Annotated in this window: 15 protein-coding genes; 7 read left to right on the forward strand and 8 right to left on the reverse strand. The window is 72.4% G+C overall.

The genetic code is table 11. The features are described from left to right. Positions 1–22 precede the first annotated feature (22 nt). The 3 genes from AC3EO4_RS41440 to AC3EO4_RS41450 are packed head-to-tail and all read left to right on the forward strand — an operon-like array spanning position 23 to position 2825. A complete protein-coding gene (locus AC3EO4_RS41440; protein ID WP_431901030.1) occupies positions 23–1108 on the forward strand; it encodes an acyl-CoA dehydrogenase family protein in 1086 nt (361 codons plus the stop codon). Then, positions 1105–2004: an acyl-CoA dehydrogenase family protein gene (locus tag AC3EO4_RS41445; protein ID WP_379581834.1), complete on the forward strand. Its 900-nt coding sequence runs from the start codon at positions 1105–1107 to the stop codon at positions 2002–2004. The genes AC3EO4_RS41440 and AC3EO4_RS41445 overlap by 4 nt, the downstream gene beginning before the upstream one ends. Further along, the gene (locus AC3EO4_RS41450; RefSeq protein ID WP_431901031.1) at positions 2001–2825 is read left to right on the forward strand and encodes a TIGR03619 family F420-dependent LLM class oxidoreductase; all 825 of its coding nucleotides are present in this window, start codon (positions 2001–2003) and stop codon (positions 2823–2825) included. The genes AC3EO4_RS41445 and AC3EO4_RS41450 overlap by 4 nt, the downstream gene beginning before the upstream one ends. Before the next feature lie 15 nt (positions 2826–2840). On the opposite strand, the gene AC3EO4_RS41455 is transcribed toward AC3EO4_RS41450, so the two are convergent. Beyond that, the gene (locus AC3EO4_RS41455) at positions 2841–4928 is read right to left on the reverse strand and encodes a CHAP domain-containing protein (protein ID WP_431901034.1); all 2088 of its coding nucleotides are present in this window, start codon (positions 4926–4928) and stop codon (positions 2841–2843) included. Between the two features lie 204 nt (positions 4929–5132). On the opposite strand from AC3EO4_RS41455, the gene AC3EO4_RS41460 reads away from it, so the two are divergent. The 3 genes from AC3EO4_RS41460 (at position 5133) to AC3EO4_RS41470 (ending at position 7047) form a co-directional block, all read left to right on the forward strand. After that, entirely contained in the window at positions 5133–5744 is a 612-nt protein-coding gene (locus AC3EO4_RS41460) for a PaaI family thioesterase (RefSeq protein ID WP_431901037.1), read from the forward strand. A gap of 254 nt (positions 5745–5998) precedes the next feature. Continuing rightward, positions 5999–6916 (forward strand): WD40 repeat domain-containing protein, encoded by a 918-nt coding sequence (locus tag AC3EO4_RS41465; RefSeq protein WP_431901038.1) that lies wholly within the window; start codon positions 5999–6001, stop codon positions 6914–6916. After that, a complete protein-coding gene (locus AC3EO4_RS41470; RefSeq protein ID WP_431901040.1) occupies positions 6913–7047 on the forward strand; it encodes a hypothetical protein in 135 nt (44 codons plus the stop codon). Before AC3EO4_RS41465 ends, AC3EO4_RS41470 begins: the two co-directional genes overlap by 4 nt. Here the strand turns inward: AC3EO4_RS41470 and AC3EO4_RS41475 are convergent. The 6 genes from AC3EO4_RS41475 to AC3EO4_RS41500 all read right to left on the reverse strand — a co-directional run bounded on the left by AC3EO4_RS41475 (position 7044) and on the right by AC3EO4_RS41500 (position 13648). After that, positions 7044–7793: a glucose 1-dehydrogenase gene (locus AC3EO4_RS41475; RefSeq protein WP_379581824.1), complete on the reverse strand. Its 750-nt coding sequence runs from the start codon at positions 7791–7793 to the stop codon at positions 7044–7046. The genes AC3EO4_RS41470 and AC3EO4_RS41475 overlap by 4 nt on opposite strands. Next, the gene (locus AC3EO4_RS41480; protein WP_431901043.1) at positions 7780–9900 is read right to left on the reverse strand and encodes an acetate--CoA ligase family protein; all 2121 of its coding nucleotides are present in this window, start codon (positions 9898–9900) and stop codon (positions 7780–7782) included. Before AC3EO4_RS41480 ends, AC3EO4_RS41475 begins: the two co-directional genes overlap by 14 nt. Next, positions 9890–11392 carry a class I adenylate-forming enzyme family protein gene (locus AC3EO4_RS41485; RefSeq protein ID WP_431901046.1) on the reverse strand — a complete coding sequence of 501 codons (1503 nt, stop codon included), beginning with the start codon at positions 11390–11392 and terminating at the stop codon, positions 9890–9892. The genes AC3EO4_RS41480 and AC3EO4_RS41485 overlap by 11 nt, the downstream gene beginning before the upstream one ends. Beyond that, a complete protein-coding gene (locus AC3EO4_RS41490) occupies positions 11389–11703 on the reverse strand; it encodes a VOC family protein (protein WP_379581820.1) in 315 nt (104 codons plus the stop codon). The genes AC3EO4_RS41485 and AC3EO4_RS41490 overlap by 4 nt, the downstream gene beginning before the upstream one ends. Next, a complete protein-coding gene (locus tag AC3EO4_RS41495; protein ID WP_431901048.1) occupies positions 11700–12050 on the reverse strand; it encodes a Zn-ribbon domain-containing OB-fold protein in 351 nt (116 codons plus the stop codon). Before AC3EO4_RS41495 ends, AC3EO4_RS41490 begins: the two co-directional genes overlap by 4 nt. Before the next feature lie 98 nt (positions 12051–12148). After that, complete coding sequence (locus AC3EO4_RS41500) at positions 12149–13648, reverse strand: FAD-dependent monooxygenase (protein WP_379581818.1); 1500 nt, start codon at positions 13646–13648, stop codon at positions 12149–12151. 96 nt (positions 13649–13744) lie between these two features. On the opposite strand from AC3EO4_RS41500, the gene AC3EO4_RS41505 reads away from it, so the two are divergent. Next, positions 13745–14413, forward strand: a complete 669-nt coding sequence (locus tag AC3EO4_RS41505) for a TetR/AcrR family transcriptional regulator C-terminal domain-containing protein (RefSeq protein WP_431901052.1) — start codon at positions 13745–13747, stop codon at positions 14411–14413. Here the strand turns inward: AC3EO4_RS41505 and AC3EO4_RS41510 are convergent. Further along, positions 14410–16269: a serine/threonine-protein kinase gene (locus AC3EO4_RS41510; protein ID WP_431901055.1), complete on the reverse strand. Its 1860-nt coding sequence runs from the start codon at positions 16267–16269 to the stop codon at positions 14410–14412. The two genes, AC3EO4_RS41505 and AC3EO4_RS41510, sit on opposite strands and share 4 nt — an antisense overlap. Positions 16270–16375 lie beyond the last annotated feature (106 nt).

Consider the following 16375-nt stretch of genomic DNA (forward strand, 5'->3'; position numbering starts at 1 on the left):
AAGCGTGCGCTAGGTTGGGTGAGTGGATCTCGACTTCACCCCCGCCGAGGAGGCCTTCCGCGAGGAAGTGAGGGACTGGCTCGCGGGTCACCTACCCGCTCGCCTGCCCTCCATGGACACGCGTGAGGGCTTCGAGGCGCACCGCGCGTGGGAGGCGGACCTGGCCGGCGCGCGCCTGTCGGTGGTCTCGTGGCCCGAGGAGTACGGCGGGCGGTCCGCCTCCCTGATCGAGTGGCTGATCTTCGAAGAGGAGTACTGGGCCTCCGGCGCCCCCGGCAGGGTCAGCCAGAACGGCATCTTCCTGCTCGCGCCCACCCTCTTCGCCTTCGGCACGCCCGAACAGCAGGCCAGACTCCTGCCGAGGATGGCGCGAGCGGAGGACGTGTGGGCACAGGCCTGGTCGGAGCCTGAGGCGGGCAGCGACCTGGCGGCGCTCACCTCGCGAGCGGTCAGGGTGGACGGCGGCTGGCTCCTCCACGGGCAGAAGACGTGGAGCTCCCGCGCCGCCTTCGCCTCCCACGGCTTCGGCCTGTTCAGGACCTCGGGCTCGCGCCACCACGGGCTGACGTACTTCCTCTTCCCGCTCGACGCCGTGCTCGTCAGGCCGATCGCCCAGCTCGACGGCACCCACGGCTTCGCGGAGCTGTTCTTCGACGGGGTCTTCGTGCCCGACGACATGGTCCTGGGCGAGGTCGGGCAGGGCTGGAAGATCGCGATGGCGACCACGTCGTCCGAGCGCGGTCTCACGCTGCGCAGTCCCGGACGCTTCCTCGCCACCGCCGACCGGCTGGTGTCCCTGGCCCGCGACGCCGATCCGGTGCTGCGGGACAGGGCGGCCAGGTGCCTGATCGACGCCGAGGCCTACCGGCTGCACACCTTCGGAGCCGTCAGGGGCGAGCTCGGCGCGACCACGAGCCTGGGCAAGGTCTTCTGGTCCGAGCTCGACGTGCGCATGCACACTCTCGCCATGGAACTCCTGGGCCAGGGCGCCGCGGCGACGCCGTGGTTCGACGGGTACGTGTTCTCCCTCGCCGGGCCGATCTACGCGGGAACCAACGAGATCCAGCGCAACATCATCGCCGAACGCGTCCTGGGGCTGCCCCGATGAACTTCACCTTCACCGACGAGCAGCTCTCCTTCGGCGCCGCCGTACGGGAGGTGCTGCGCGACCACTGCCACCCCTCGGACCGCGGGTCGGGCTGGAAGCAGCTGGCCGAGCTCGGGTTCTTCACCGCTCTGGTGGACGAGGAGGCGGGCGGGCTGGGTCTCTCGCTGATCGACGTGATCCCCGCCATCGAGGAGACGGGCCGGGCGGCCATGCCGGGGCCGGTCGTGGAGAGCCTGGCCGCCGCGCCGCACCTGCCGCTCGCGGGGCGCACCGCCCTCCTCGTCGACGGTGTGGCGCTGGACGCCGACCTGGCAGAGGCGGTGGTGGACGTGGAGGGGTACGTGGTGGCGAACCCGGTCCTGGAGCCGTCACCGGGGGTCGACCCTGGGCGCGTGCCGTTCTCGGTGAGAGCGGCGGGCCAGGGCGAGCCCTTCGCGGGCGCCGACCTGCTCACGCGAAGGGTGACGGTCGGAGTGTCGGCACAGCTCGTCGGCGTGGCCAGGGCGTTGCTCGCGAGGTCGGTCGACCACGCCAGGACCAGGACCCAGTTCGGGCGGCCGATCGGGGCGTTCCAGGCGGTCAAGCACCAGCTGGCGGACGTGGCGATCGCCGTCGAGTTCGCCGCGCCCCTGGTCCACCGTGCCGCGCTCACCGTGGACGGCGAGGGGTCACCGCCGCGGGGCCGCGCCGACCGTGACGCCAGCGCCGCCAAGGTCGCCGCAGGTGAGGCCGCGGCGCTCGCCGCCCGCACCGCGCTCCAGGTGCACGGCGCCATCGGCTACACGGACGAGCTCGACCTGCGCTTCTGGCTGGCCAGGACCTGGTCGCTCACCGGCGCCTACGGCACCACCGCCGTCCACAGGGCGCGCGTCACGGAGGCGGTGTTCGGCGCGTGAGGTTCGGCGTCCCTCTCGGGCTCATCCACCCCGCCGCGTGGAAGGACGTCGCCGTCGCGGCCGACGAGCTCGGCTTCGAATCGCTGTGGATGCCCGAGCACCTCGTCTTCGCCACCGACCTGTCGCTCGCCCGCTATCCGGGCTCCTCCACGCCCGGCATCACGCCGCACACTCCGCTGTTCGACGCCCCCGCCTACCTGTGCTGGCTCGCGGGGCTCACGTCCACGATCAGACTGGGTACGGCGGTGCACCTCTACGCGCTGCGCCACCCCTTCGTCTCCGCGCGGGCCTTCGCCACCCTCGACATCGTCTCCGGCGGGCGCGCCCTCTGCGGCGTCGGGGCGGGGTGGTACCCGGGGGAGTGGATCGCCGCAGGAGTCGACTTCGCCACCCGCGGGCCCCGCCTCGACGAGGCCATCGAGGTGACCCGCCGCCTGTGGTCGGAGGAGACGGTGGCACACTCCGGCCGGTTCTTCACCTTCCCCGAGGTCGCCTTCGAGCCGAAACCGATCCAGCGCCCGCTTCCCATCCTCGGGGGCGGCGAGTCGGCGGCGGCGCTGCGCAGGGCCGCCACCCTGTGCGACGGCTGGATCAGCATGCCGCACACGCTGGAGTCGGCCCGGCCGCAGCTGGAGCGCCTGGCGAAGCTGCGCGACGGTCGGCCCTTCTCGGTGACCGTGCACGCCTACGGGCTGACGGAACCGGAGGAGGTGGCCGAGTGGGCGGCGATGGGCGTCGACCGGCTGATCGTCCGCCCGTGGACGCGCACCCGCGACGCCGTGGACCGCCTGACCGCCTTCGCCGCCGCGTACGGGGTCTGACCTCCACGGTGCCGGTCAGGCGCGGTGGCGGCCCTTCCTGCCTCTGGCGGTACGGCCCGCCGTGTCCCTCTCGGGGGAGGCGCCCGCGCCGGCGAGGACAGGTTCCCTCTCGGCGGTTTCCCTCCCGACGGCTTCCCACAGGGTCTCCCACGACTCGGGGACGGGCGTGGGCTGGATGACCGCCCGGCTCGTGGCCGGCTGGAGACCCGCCGGGGCGTGCGGGACGATCGAGCGGGCGGGGGCCGGTTGGGCGGCCGAGCGGGCCGGGGCCGCCGGCCGGTGGCGGCGGCCTCCGAGCGGGGCGTCAGGGGAGAACGTCGTGGCCGGGGCACCGGTCGAGGTCGCGCGGTGGGCCCTGACGGTCTCCGAGGCGCGGTGGCGGCGGCCGCGGGCCGGGGCGTCCGGCCTGAACGTGGTGGTCTCGTCCGCCGGGTGCTCCCTGCTGCGGCGCCTGCCCCGGTAGCCGTCGAGCGACCTGTTCTCGTGGGCGGCGGCGAAGGCGGACCCTTCCCATGCCTCCAGGACGTCGTGACCGGTACCCGAGGCGGGGGCGCTCTCCAGGCTGTCGTTCCTGAAGGGGTTGGGTCCGCTTCCGAAGAGGTTGAGGTCGGTGTTCAGGATGTCGTCGTCGTTCCTGAAGGGGTTGGGTCCGCTTCCGAAGAGGTTGAGGTCGGTGTTCAGGATGTCGTCGTCGTTCCTGAAGGGGTTGGGTCCGCCTCCGAAGAGGTTGAGGTCCGTGCTCAGGATGTCGTCGGCGGCCGTGCCGAACGCGTCGAACGGCGTGGTGGCCGAGGACTCCAACTCGGCGAGGATCGCGTTCGAGGTCTCCAGCCCCGCCGCCAGCGCGGCGGCCGCGTCGAGGTCGGACCGGGCGGAGCCGGGCAGCGCGTCGAAACCGGTGGTCGCCACACTGGACGCCGCCGCCAGGCCCGGAGCGGCGAAGGGAGCCGACTCCGCGGTCTCGAATGGGACAAAGGGGGTCGTCGCCGCTGCCACGGGGGACACGTCGGGCGTGGTGGTCGCCGGGGTGAACAGCGGCTCGACGGGGGGCACCGACCCGGTCCCGCGGCGGCGGGTCCCGGCGGCGCGGCGGCGGCCGGTGCGGCGGTCGGGCTGCAACTCTGGCCTGGTGTCGAGTCGCCGGTCGGCGGACGGGCCGGCGGCGGGCCTGCGGGAGGCGGCCGGCCGTACCCTCAGCTGGCGGGTGCGGGCCACGGCCAGCAGGCCGAGCGCGGCCAGCAGCACCGGCCCGATGATGGCGGGGGACCCGAGGTTGGGGACCTGGGTGGTGGCCGAGGCGTCCGTGAACGCGGTGACGGGTTCGCGGGTGACCGCCTCTGTGTCGGCGGTGGCGGGCTTGGCGTGCTTGCCCTTCTTGCCGGGCCGCGTCTGCCCCGCGGTCGCCGCGGGCGTGTCGGCGGAACGGGCGGACGCGGATGGCGAGACCCTGGGCGCGGTCGCGTGCTCGCCTGCCGCGGACACCGAGGGGGCGGGGGAGGTCTCGCGCCTGGGGATGAGCGCGGTGACACCCGTCGTCTCCGACTGCGGGGGCAACTGGAGCCTGTCGACCTCGTTGGGCCCGGTGTCGGGCGGGAGCGACCCGTCGACCTCGGCCTCCTTCAGCTTGGCGGCCTCGAGCCTCTTCTTGATCTTGTCCGGGTAGCCGTAGCCGACGACCTTGCTCTGGTCGCGTTCCTTGCGCTTGGCGACGCCGCCGTCGATGTTGCCCTCGATCGTGAAGATCGTGTCCCCTTCGACCTTCGTGACGATGCCCACGTGGTCGATGTTGTCGATCTTGTTGGAGCCGCTCCAGTCATAGAAGACCAGCGCTCCGGGCTTCGGCTTGGTCCCCCACGCGTCCTTCTCCTTGAACCACTCCGCGTGCGCGACGGTGTAGGCGAACTGCCCGACCCACTCCTCGTAGCCCAGCTTGTGCGCGGCCCAGGACAGGAACATGTCACACCAGGGTGCGCCGCTGTAGTCGGCGTCGAACTCGACCGTCTTGCCGTACCAGTCGCCGAACTTGGTGTACGCGCCGTCGCCCTCCGAGTAGCCGAGTTCGCTTTCGAGGAGCTTGATGAGCTTGCTGGTCTCTGGGGTCATGGAAGTATGAAGGGACCTTCCGTGCACGATGGGGCTCGTGAGGTTGGAGGCTACCTTGGGAACCGGCAGGTCAAGCACTCCCCATGTATCGGCAAAGCCATTCACCGAGTTGAAACCGCAGGTCAACGGCCCTTCAGGAAATTCTCCCGAAAACCGACATATCCGGAAAAGATCTACCGAACGGGGTTCGGTAAGGTGTGCCGCATGTCGGTCGAACTAGGAACCGAGGAATCCCGCCTCGCCGCCCTCTGCGCCCTTGCCCAGCAGACCCGTGAGCTCATGGACGCGGTCGCGCTGACCGATGTCGCCGAGGCGGATCTCACGGCCGCCACCGCCACCCTCACCGCGGTCACCGAACGCCTGCGCGCCACGGTCCGCCAGACCCCGCAGCCGTTCGAGATCGCCCCCGACGGCACGCTCAGGCACCTCGGCAACGCGGTCACAGGCGCCGCCAACCCGCACGCGCTCCCCCTGGCCATCGAGGTGTACGACGGAGGGGTACGGGCCGAGGTGGTGTTCAGGCCGCTGCACGAGGGTCCGCCGAACGGCGTCCACGGCGGCATCAGCGCCATGATCCTCGACCATCTGCTCGGGCAGGCCGTCGCCACCGCGGGCTCGGCGGGGATGACGGGCACGCTGACCGTCCGCTACCGCAGGCCGGTGCCGTACGGGACGGATCTGGTCGCGACCGCCGAGTACACCCGCACCGAGGGCCGCAAGACGTGGGCGGAGGGGCGCATCGCGCTGCCGGACGGCGAGCCGCTGGTGGAGGCCACGGGCCTGTTCATCACCCCCACGGCCTGGATCGGCCTCTGATCCCTCCGGCGGGGCGTCAACGCCATGCCTGACGGCCCGCCCCGCGCGACGGGCGGACCGTCAGGCACGCGAGGGGACGGCTCGCCCCGCGTGCCGGGCGCCGGTCCGGCCAGGGCGTGGCCGCGACGGCCGGCCTGGTCCTGGCCCTCGCATGTGGCACGTCTGACCCGGACGAAAGCGTCACGGTCGGTGACCGTTATCGATTCGTTGTCAACCGGGGGTGAGTCTTCCGGGTCCAACCAAAAGTGAAGATCTTGTACGGCACGTTCGCGTTCGTCCTGGTGGCGCAGGTGCTGAGCGGTGGCTTCGCATCGGGCCCGACACCTCTTCGAGCCGCGTGGCTGGAGGCCCGCCCGGCCCGCGACGGCGAGATGCCGACCGGCACGTGGCAGCTGCAGTTCGCCGACGGCAAGCGGAAGAGCCTGTCCGTCGCGCGGGCCACGACCTCCCCGTGGGACGCCGCTCCGGTCGCGATCAGCGGGGACGGCCTGCACCTCGCCTACGTCCGCAGCACTGACCTGCGCGTGGTCGTCGCCTCGTTCGCGGGCGGTGAGGACTTCGTCGGGCCCTCCGGCGAGCACGTCAAGGCCATGTGGCTCTCCGAGGACGGCGAGCGACTGCTCATCGACCACTACGCCGAGCGGCGCGCCGGCGGACGGCGGGCGGAGGACGTTCCCGACGCGCTCGTCGAGGTCGGCACGGGCCGTACCGTGCCGCTGCCCGTGGGCGGCGAGCTCGCAGGGTTCAGCGAGGACGGCGACGAGGTGCTGTCCAGGCGGACGCTGCGGGACGGCACCCTCCAGGTGTCGGCGCACAAGCCGGGCGGCACGGCCGCCTCCTGGACCCCGCCGCAGGACATCGTGCTCTCCGACCTCGCGCTGTCGGCGGACGGCACCACGCTGGTGACCCTGGACCAGGGCAGGGTGCGCCGATACGACCTGGAGACCGGGCGGTGGCTGGCCGGTGGGGCGTCGCTGGACCCCTCGGCGTACGGCCTGGCCTGGCGGGCGGGCGTGCTGACCGTCAAGACCGGGGAGCACGATGCAGGGAACAGGTGGAACGTGAAGGTCGTGGCCGTCGACCCCGCGACGGGGGCGACCCGCCGGCTGGACGGCTACCGGCTGCCAGGATGGACCGACGGCGGCAGCCTGTTGGCGGCGGTGGAGCGATGATCGAGCGCGACACCGTCGCCAGGCCCACCCGGACGCCGAGCGGGCCCGCCCGGCTCACCGGGGTGGACGGTGACTCGCCCGCCGAGGTCCCCGTCCACGAGCGACGTGCCGCCTGCGGCGCCGAAGGCTAGTAGCCCGCGCCGGTCAGCATGCCGCCGTCGACGGTGAACTCGCTTCCCGTGCAGTAGCTGGACCGGTCCGAGGCCAGGAACGCCACCACGTGCGAGACCTCGACCGGCTTGGCGAAGCGCTTGATGACCATCGACTTCATGAACGCCTCGCCGTCGACCTCGGCCATCAGGTCGGGGTCGGTGACCATCGGGGTGTTGATCGCGCCAGGGTGGACCGAGTTGACGCGGATCTTGAAACGCGCCAGCTCGCGCGCCGCCGCCTTGGTGACGCCGCGCACACCGAACTTCGAGGCGGCGTAGGCGGACAGACCCGACGCGCCGATGAACCCCTCGATGGAGGAGATGTTGACGATCGAGCCGCGTCCGGCCGCCTTCATGGGCTCGATGACGGACTTCACCCCGAGCCAGGTGCCCTTCAGGTTGACGTCGACGACCTGCTCGAAGACCTCCAGCGGCATGTCGCCGATCCGGCCGTACTTCAGGATGCCCGCGTTGTTGACGAGGACGTCCAGCCTGCCGTGTGCCTCGACGGCGGTGCCGACCGCCCGCTCCCACTCGGCGGGGCTCGTCACGTCGTGATGGACGAAGACGGCGCCGGTCTCCTCTGCCAGGGCCTTGCCCTCGTCGTCGAGCACGTCACCGAAGACGACCCGCGCGCCCTCCTCCGCGAACAGCCGCACGTGCGCCTCGCCCATGCCGCGCGCGCCGCCGGTGATCAGCGCGACCTTGCCGTCAAGCAGTCCCATCGGTGCCTCCGTAGAAACGTTGACCGGCGGCGACGGCGATCGCTGCCGCCTCCATGGATCGATATACGGGTATGCCCGCTTCTGCAGCGATCGCCCTGATCTCGTCCTCCACGGCCGGCGGGGCGAACTCGCCGTTCCTGGTGACGAGCGTGACCCTGACGCCCTCGACCTCGCCCAGGTGGCGGGCGTAGTCACGCAGGGGTTCGGCGCTGGTGCCGTAGGTGAAGAAGCTCTGCACGTTCACGTGGGCGACGACGTCCTGGTACGGCAGGCGGCGGACGATCGTGGCGATCACCTGCTTGACGAGGTCGGGCCGGACCCTGGGGCCGACGGGGACCTCCAGCGGATTGGCCAACGAGCTCCCCACGCCCAGGCCGATGGCCTTGAGGTCGTCGAGCACGTCGTCGGGGAGGGGGTCGAGGGTGAGACCCGCGTCGTCGAACGCGTCGGCGGCGAGCACGCCCGCGCCTCCGCTGGGCCCGACCACCAGCACCCCAGCACGCTCGGCCCTCGGCCCGGGGCTCTCCCCTGGATCAGAGCCGGAGTGGCGGCCGGCCCCCGCGCCTGGATCGCTGGAGCGGCCGGAAGCGGAGCGGTGGCCGGGGTGGGGCGGGGCGGGCGGGGGGCGGCGGGGAGCGTGGGACTGGAAGTAGGACAGGGTGCCGATCAGGGCGTCCTGGGTGGTGACGAGGGTGGCGCCGGTCTGGTCGGCGAGGGCCTGCCAGATCCTGGAGTCGCTCACCATCCCCCCGGTGTGCGAGGCCGCCGCCCTGCGGCCCTGGCCGCTGCGCCCGCCCACCAGCATGACGACCGGCAACGAGCATCCCGCCAGCGCCGAGAACAGCGCGAGACCGTCGCGCGGATCCTCCAGGTACAGTCCGACCACCGAGGTCGCCGGGTCGGCCGACAGCCAGCGCAGCAGCTCGGCGGGCGTCACGTCGGCCGCGTTCCCCAGGGTGGCGACCCTGCTGAACGCCAGCCCCCGCCGCTCGCCCACCTTGATCACCTCCCCGGCCAGCCCGCCGCTCTGGGAGATCAGCGCGACGGTGCCCGGCGGCCCGAGCCCGCCGCCGACGAACGTCTGCCTGCCCCTGGGACAGTAGACGCCCATGCAGTTGGGGCCGAGCAGCCGTGTCCCTGCCTCGCGGGCCGCGCCGGCCAGCGCCGCCTCCAGGTCCGGGTGCCCCGCCTCGCCGAAGCCGCCGCTCATGACCTGCGTGTACGGCACGCCGCGCGCCTGCCGTACCACCTCGGCGCAGCGTGAGGCGGGCACGGCCACCAGCGCGTAGTCCACGTCGGCGGCGGCGAGCGAAGGCACCGCCGGCACCCCGCCAACGGACGCGGCCGTGGGATGGACCGCGACCACCTCCGCGCCCGCCGCCAGGTAGAACTCCAGGAACATGTTCCCGAAGTTCGGCCTGCTCGTGGACGCGCCCACCACGGCCACCCTGCGCGGCTCGAAGAGGGTGGTGAAGTCGTGCGCGGGGGGCGGGACATGCGGCGAGGAGGGCGAGGGGAGATAGCGGGCGTCCACTGCGACCACGCCCGAGGGACTCGCGATCACCGGGTTGAGCTCGAACTCGCCGAGCTCCAGCCGTTCCCACAGCCCGCCGTGCCCGCCGATCGTCAGCAGGAGCTTCACGACCGCGTCGAGGTCGACGGGCGGCGTGCCGCGGTGGCCGTACAGGAGGGGGGAGCCGCGCAGCGACGCCAGCATGCGCCGCGCGTCGGTCTCGGAGATCGGGCACAGGCGGAGCGCGGTGTCGCGCAACGCCTCGGTCCACACCCCGCCGAGCCCCGCCAGCAGGACCGGGCCGAACCCCGGGTCACGGACCAGCCCGACGATCAGCTCGACGCCCGCGGGGGCCTGCTCCTCGATCAGAAACCCGTCGCCGAGCCGGTCGCGCATCTCGGCGACGGCGGGGCCGAGCGTGTCGTGGGTCAGACCGAGCCGTACCCCTCCCGCGTCGGTCTTGTGCAGCAGGCCCGCGGACTTGAGCACCAGCGGAGGGGTCAGCGTCCCTGCGAGGGCGGGATCGGCGACCCCGCGCGGCACCGGGACGCCGGCTTCCCTGAGCAGCTCCTTGACCTGGTGTTCAGTCCACAAGGTGCTGGTACATCTCTCTGATCTCGCGCCGCAGCAGCTTGCCGGGCCCGCCGGAGGCGTCCGCGAAGTGCGGGAGCGACTCCGCGACCACGATCGCGTCGGGCCGCTGGTGCGGCGGCAGCGTGTCGGCCAGCGCGAGCGCGATCTTCGAGGAGTCGAGCGCCTGCCCGGTCATGGGCACCACCGCGAGCAGGATCCGGCCGTCGCCCACGCCGACCGCGCCGGCCTCCGCCACGGAGTCGAGCGCGGTGGCCGCCTCCTCGACGGTGGAGGGCTGGGTCCAGACGCCGCCCTTGAGGATGGCGTCCTCGCGCCGCCCGAGCACCTGCAGCACGCCGTCGGCCGACAGCGTGCCGAGGTCGCCCCCGACATACCACTCGCCGCGCAGCACCTCGGCGGTCTTGTCGGGCAGCAGGTCGTAGCCCGCCATGCGGTGCGGTCCCGCGAGGTTGATCTCGCCGACCGTGTCGACGACGCGCGCGCCCGACGGGTCGGTGATCGCGACGGCGCAGCCCGTGCGGGCCCGGCCCGAGGTGCCGAGCGGCGTCGAGCCGTCGTCGACCCTGCCCATGCAGGTGTAGGGGGCCTCCGTCTGCCCGTAGTAGGAGTAGACGCCCGCGCCGGGTAACCGCTGCTTGATCCTCGACAGCAGCGACGCGGTCAGCGGCTCGCCACCGAGCATGATGACGCTGATCGAGGACAGGTCCACCTGCTCGTGCTCGGCAGAGCCGAGCAGCGCCGCGTAGAAGGAGGGAATCTGCGAGACGTGGGTGACCCTCTCCCTCGGGACGACCTTCAGGAAGTTGGCGGGACCCCAGTCCTGCTCCAGCACCAGCCGCATCCCCGTGTAGAGCGCAGGGCCGACGATGGCGGGGAAGCCGATCCCCCAGATGATGGCGCCGGTGCCGAAGACCGAGTCGGGTGCGCGCGGCACGTCGAGCCAGATCTGCGCGGTCGCGAGGGACGAGGCGTGCGTGTGGACGACGGGCTTGGGCAGCCCTGTCGTGCCCGAGGTGTAGTAGAGCGCCAGCGGGTCGTCGAAGGCGGCGCCGGGCGGCGGCTCGCCCTCGTCCTGCGAGGTCAGCTCCTCGGCGTTGATCCAGGTGGTGATCTCGGGCAGGGAGGGCCTGATCTCCTCGACGATCCCCGCCACGGTGGCGTCGTGGACGAACGCCGTGCAGCCCGACGAGGCCACGACCGCCCGCAGCGTCTCAACCGGCCAGTAGGGGTTGAGCGCCGCCGTGATGGCCCCGATCTTGGCCTGCGCGAGGTAGACCTCCGCCACCGTCAAGGTCTCGTTCAGCAGCGCCGCGACCCGCTGGCCCGGCAGTACGCCCGCGGCGAGCAGCGCGTGCGCGCGCCTGTTGACGGCCCTGTTCAGCTGGTCGTAGGTGAGGTGCTGCTCGCCGCAGTAGGTCAGCGCCACCTTGTCGGGCGTGCGCAGCGCCCCGGCCGTCAGGATCGCGTAGGCGTAGTTGCCGTAGGGCGTCATCGAGAACCTCCTGGGGAGTAGAGCACGAAGAGGTTTCCTGAGGGGTCGCGCAGGACCGCGCGCGTCTCGTGCGGGCCCGCCTCGGGCTCTCTCGCCACCGCGCCGCCTCGTTCGAGGAAGTCCTGTACGGCACGCGGCAGGTCGTCCACCTTGAGGCAGAACGCCGTCGCGCCGGTCAGCTGCTCGGCCGGGCCCGCGAGCCCGATCCCGCCCTCCAGCAGCGCGAACCTGTCGCCGTCCCTGAACTTCACCGGCAGCCCGTAGAAGGCGACCGCCTTGCCGACGTCCTCGACGGGGATGAAAACGTTCACCTGGGCCTCCATTGCGGCAGTTCGTCGCTGAACGTCACTCGCACCGGCATCCCGATGCGCACCCGCTCCGGCGGGCACTCCACCACTCGGCCGAATGCGCGCGCCCCCTCCGGCAGGTCCACCCAGGCCAGCACGTACGGCTCCCGCCCGCGGAACTCGGGCACGAACGAGCGGTGCACCACCGTGAAGGTGTGCACGACCCCGTCGCCGGAGACCGGCTCGAAGACGAGGTCGTCGCCGTCGCACCACGGGCACGCGGGGGCGGGCAGGTGGACCCGCCGCTCGCAGGACGTGCATCGCTGAATGACCAACTCGCCGCGCGCGCAGGCGGCCCAGTAGGTGTCCATCGTCTGCCAAGCTAGCGCACGCTTGGTTAGCCCACAAGGGCACGCGGTCGCGCCCGCGGGACGTCCTCGACCGGGGCGAGGAACCGGTGCAGGCTCCCTCAGACGGCGGGGCCGAACCAGGTGGTCAGCGCGTCCGCGAGACCTTCGGCGCCGGTCCAGGCGACGTACCCGTCGGGGCGGACCAGCAGGGCCGCGAGGTCCTCCACGGCGCCGTCCCGCGCGGCCCCCGTGACCACGCGGACCCGGTCGCCGTGCCCGGCGGCCGTCCTTCTCACCTCGGCGGAGTCGGCCAGGTCGAGCAGCAGTCCACGGCCGTCGGCCTGCAGGTCCCTGGCGTACCCGGCGTCCTTGATCTCCAGGTCGGGCAGGAACCGGCCGACCAGGGGGTGCGCCGAGCCTGGCGCGTAGTCGATGTCCGTGCCGTTGACCATGTCGAGGAAGTGCCGCTGCGTCTCGGGGAGGCGCAGCGTCTCGCCGAGTACCTCGCGCAGCGCGTCCACCTGGGGGCCTGGCCGCATGAGCGCCACCTGGGCCCGCGTGTTGCGCAGCACCGTCGCGGCCACGGGGTGCCGCTCGGCGGTGTAGGTGTCGAGCAGTTCCTCCTGCGCGAGCCCCCTTGCCACCAGGCCGAGCTTCCAGCCCAGGTTGGCCGCGTCCTGTAGGCCCAGGTTCAGTCCCTGGCCGCCGATCGGCGAGTGGACGTGCGCGGCGTCCCCCGCGAGCAGGACCCTGCCCCTGCGGTAGGTGTCGGCGTGGCGGGTGTTGTCGCTGTAGCGGATCCCGGCCTCCACCCGGGTGACGACCGCGTCGTTCCCGCTGACCCGCCTGATGCTGCCCTGCAGTTCCTCGGCCGTCACGGGCGCGTGGCGCTCGTCGGGGCCGCCGTCGAACTCGATGGTGGCGATCTCGCCTGGCACGAGCGAAAGGTTCAGCAGGCCGCCGGGGCCGCGCATGGCCGAGGCGACGGGCGTGGCCAGCTCGGCGACGGCGGTGCGGCCCGTCATGGTCGCCGGTGTGCCCTCGAAGGGAAATCCGGCCCGCTTGCGCACCGTGCTGCGCCCGCCGTCACACCCGACCACGTAGCTCGCGCGCAGGGTCTCTCCTCCGGCCAGCGTGACCACCGCGTACGGCCCCTCGTCGGCGACGTCCGTCACCTGGCAGGCGGACCGGATGCGCACGCCCAGCGACTCGGCGCGGTCGGCCAGCACGCGCTCCAGCAGGTGCTGCTTGATCATGACACGCTCGGGTGTCCTGGTGACCTCGCCGAACAGCGGCAGCCCCGCGAAGTGGCCGCCGCTCTCGCCCTTGTCGAGCAGGCTCATCATGAAGCCGATGACGTCGTGCTCGTCCTGGGGCGTCCGGTGCGCCGCCATCCCGCGGAACATCGCCCACTGCGCCTCGACCAGCGGCCCGGTCAGCCCGCGCAGCCCCAGCGTGTGCATGCTGCGTGCGTTGATCCCGCGCAGCCCCAGGTCCCGCGTGCGCCGCTGCTCGCCGGTGGCCGACTCCAGCACCAGCGGGTCCGCGCCGGCCAGCTTCAGCTCGCTCGCCAGCAGCAGGCCGACCGGCCCGCCGCCCACGATCACCACGTCCGTCATCGAACCACTCCTTACTTACGCCGTATGCTTACGCCGTAAGTACATACATACAGTGTAAGCTTTGTCAATCGGCACAACGGCACAAGGAGCCCATGGATGTCCCGGCGCGAGCCCCTGAACAGGGAGAAGATCCTCGATGCGGCGTTGACGCTGGCGGCGGAAGAGGGGCTCGAAGGGCTGTCCATGCGAAGGCTGGCCAAGTCCCTGGGCGTGGAGGCGATGTCGCTCTACAACCACGTCTCCAACAAGGCCGACATCCTCGACGGCCTGGCGGAGCGCGTCTTCAGCACGATCGAGCGGCCCGACCCCTCGCTGCCGTGGCCGGAGCAGATCAGGGTCGTGGCCGGGAACATGTACCACGCCCTCGCCCGGCACCCGGTGGTACCGCTGGCTCTGGTGACGGACCAGTCGAACCCGACGTCGGAACGGGCGCTCGCGCCGCTCGACGGCGTGGTGGGCGCCCTCTACCAGGCCGGGTTCGACGACGTCGGAGTATGGCGGGCGCTGGGAGCGGTGAACGCGCTGGTCTTCGGCTCGCTGATGCTGTCGACGGGCGGTTTCACCGGCGACTCCGATGAGCACGCGGGGCGGCGCGAGTTCGGCGCCTACGTCCGCGAGGTCGACCCGGCTCGCCTGCCGCACTTCAGCAGGCTGCTCAAGAGCATGCCCGAGGTCGTCGCCGACCCCGCGAGAGACTTCGAGAAAGCCCTCGACCTGCTCATTCGCGGCCTCGTCGAGGCCGCGCCCGCTACGCCGCGGCCCTAGGAGCCGCCGAACGTCGGTGGCGTGGTGGCTCCTGACCAGAGGTCGTCGCCGGGGGCGGCCTCCTGCGACGTCGGCGGCTCGGAGGTGACCCGTGGCTCGGGAGCGTCCGGATCGGGGACCGAGGCGGGCGCGGTGGTGGAGGAGGAGGTCGCCGGCGGGGTGGCGCCCGCCGTCGTCGAGGAGGCGGTGGGGGACGTGGCCGTGGGCGAGGAACCCGTCGGGGACGACGCGCACGGCGGCCCGTCCACAGGGACCTCGCTGATCTGCGGGCCGTTCGCCGCCGCCCGCTCGGTCTGCACGATCAGCCCGAAGTGGGCGCGCTTCCCGCACGCCACCTCCCCGAGATCCCGCAGCAGCGGCACCGTGTAGGCGGTCCTGCCCTTCAACTCCCGGACGTCCTCGTGGACCGTACGGGAGGGCCCGTCGCCGTCCCTGCGGGTGTAACTGACGCGCAGCCGTACCGGCCCCGTGCCGTCGGTCGCGACCTTCACCGCACCCGCGGACCCGCTCCATGTGACGATGTCCGCCGACTTGACGGCGGGCGACAGCGTGCCCGCCCTCGGTGGTGCGCTCGTGGGCGGGCTCGGAGGCGGCGCAGGGGGCGAGCCTGAGGGGGAGACGGACGGCCGGCCCGGCTGTGAGGCCGGCGGTCGGGTCGGTGGCGGAGTCGGCGGTGGAGGGGTGGCCGCCGTGCCGGGCGGCCTGCTCGTCGGCGTGGCGCTCCTGCCCTCGCTCGTCCTCGACACCGTGGGCTTGGCGGCCGGTTTCCTGGCCGTCGGCTTCGAGTCGACGGGAGTGGCACCCAGTTCGAAGGGCGACTTGGGGGGAGGCGCGAGGAAGGTGCCGGGCCCCGGCGGCAGCCGCCCCCCGCTGATCAGCAGCGCGAGCAGCGTCGTGACCAGCGCCCCTCCCGCGATCCACAGGTGCGGCGGCAGCCTGGGCACCCGCCATTCGCGCACGAGCGACCCTCTGGCGGGCGTCTCCTGCGGCGAGCCGGGGTTGGCCAGCGGGTAGTGCAGCGCGAGCAGCGTCGCCAGCTCGCCGAGGTGCCTGCGACCCCGCTTCTCCCATTCCGTTCCGAAGCCGGCGACGGCCGCGGACTCCAGCGCGGCCGCGAACTCCCTGGCCGAGCGCGGCCTGCCCGAGGGATCCTTGGCCAGACCGTGCCGCAGCAGGTCGCGCACCGCGTCGGGCACCACCTCGACAGGCACCGGCTCGACCAGGTGCTTGTCGCGCAGCGCCGCCACATCGGGCGCCCGGTAAGGCTGCCGGCCCGTGATGCACTCGAACAGGACGCACGCCGCCGCGTACAGGTCGGCGAGCACGCCTGCCGTTCCCCTCGTCCACAGCTCGGGCGCCATGTACGGCGGGCTGCCCGCGGGCACCCCCGGCTCCTCCACGTGGACGGCGAGCCCGAAGTCGGCGAGCTTGCTCGTCCCGTCCGCCTGGACCAGCACGTTCTCCGGCTTCACGTCCCGGTGCGCGATGCCCCGCTCATGCGCCGCCGCCAGCCCGAGCAGCGTCCCCTTCAGCACGGCCAGCGCCGCCTCGGGGCTGGTCCTGCGGTGCTCGGTCAGGATGGCCCGCAACGACACCCCGTCGACCAGCTCCATCACCGCGGCGGTCCTGGTCGGCGTCTCGACGTACTCGTAGAAGCGCACGACGTTGGGATCGTCGATCTCCACCAGCCCCGGCGTCTCCGCCCTGAACCGCTCCATGAACTCGGCGTCCCTGCGCAGGGTGGCGTTCAGATACTTGATCGCCACGTAGGCGCCGGTGGACTGGTAGGTGGCGAGGAAGACCCGGCCCGTACGGCCGGAGCCCAGCTGACGTACTTCGCGGTAACCCGGAACCAAACCAGCCCCCATGCGCAGCGGGTGTCAATGGTTCGACGGTCTCACCCGGGGTTCTGGTTGTCACGAGTAACGCATTTTCGCCCAACGTCACCAAAAACTACACGGG

Source organism: Nonomuraea sp. bgisy101 (genome assembly GCF_057708945.1).

Bases quoted from the DNA above. Each gene is read 5' to 3' on its own strand.
- AC3EO4_RS41460 (WP_431901037.1), top strand. From the start codon at position 5,133: ATGTCGGTCGAACTAGGAACCGAGGAATCCCGCCTCGCCGCCCTCTGC.
- AC3EO4_RS41455 (WP_431901034.1), bottom strand. From the start codon at position 4,928: ATGACCCCAGAGACCAGCAAGCTCATCAAGCTCCTCGAAAGCGAACTC.
- AC3EO4_RS41495 (WP_431901048.1), bottom strand. From the start codon at position 12,050: ATGGACACCTACTGGGCCGCCTGCGCGCGCGGCGAGTTGGTCATTCAG.
- AC3EO4_RS41470 (WP_431901040.1), top strand. From the start codon at position 6,913: ATGATCGAGCGCGACACCGTCGCCAGGCCCACCCGGACGCCGAGCGGG.
- AC3EO4_RS41505 (WP_431901052.1), top strand. From the start codon at position 13,745: ATGTCCCGGCGCGAGCCCCTGAACAGGGAGAAGATCCTCGATGCGGCG.
- AC3EO4_RS41475 (WP_379581824.1), bottom strand. From the start codon at position 7,793: ATGGGACTGCTTGACGGCAAGGTCGCGCTGATCACCGGCGGCGCGCGC.
- AC3EO4_RS41485 (WP_431901046.1), bottom strand. From the start codon at position 11,392: ATGACGCCCTACGGCAACTACGCCTACGCGATCCTGACGGCCGGGGCG.
- AC3EO4_RS41445 (WP_379581834.1), top strand. From the start codon at position 1,105: ATGAACTTCACCTTCACCGACGAGCAGCTCTCCTTCGGCGCCGCCGTA.
- AC3EO4_RS41500 (WP_379581818.1), bottom strand. From the start codon at position 13,648: ATGACGGACGTGGTGATCGTGGGCGGCGGGCCGGTCGGCCTGCTGCTG.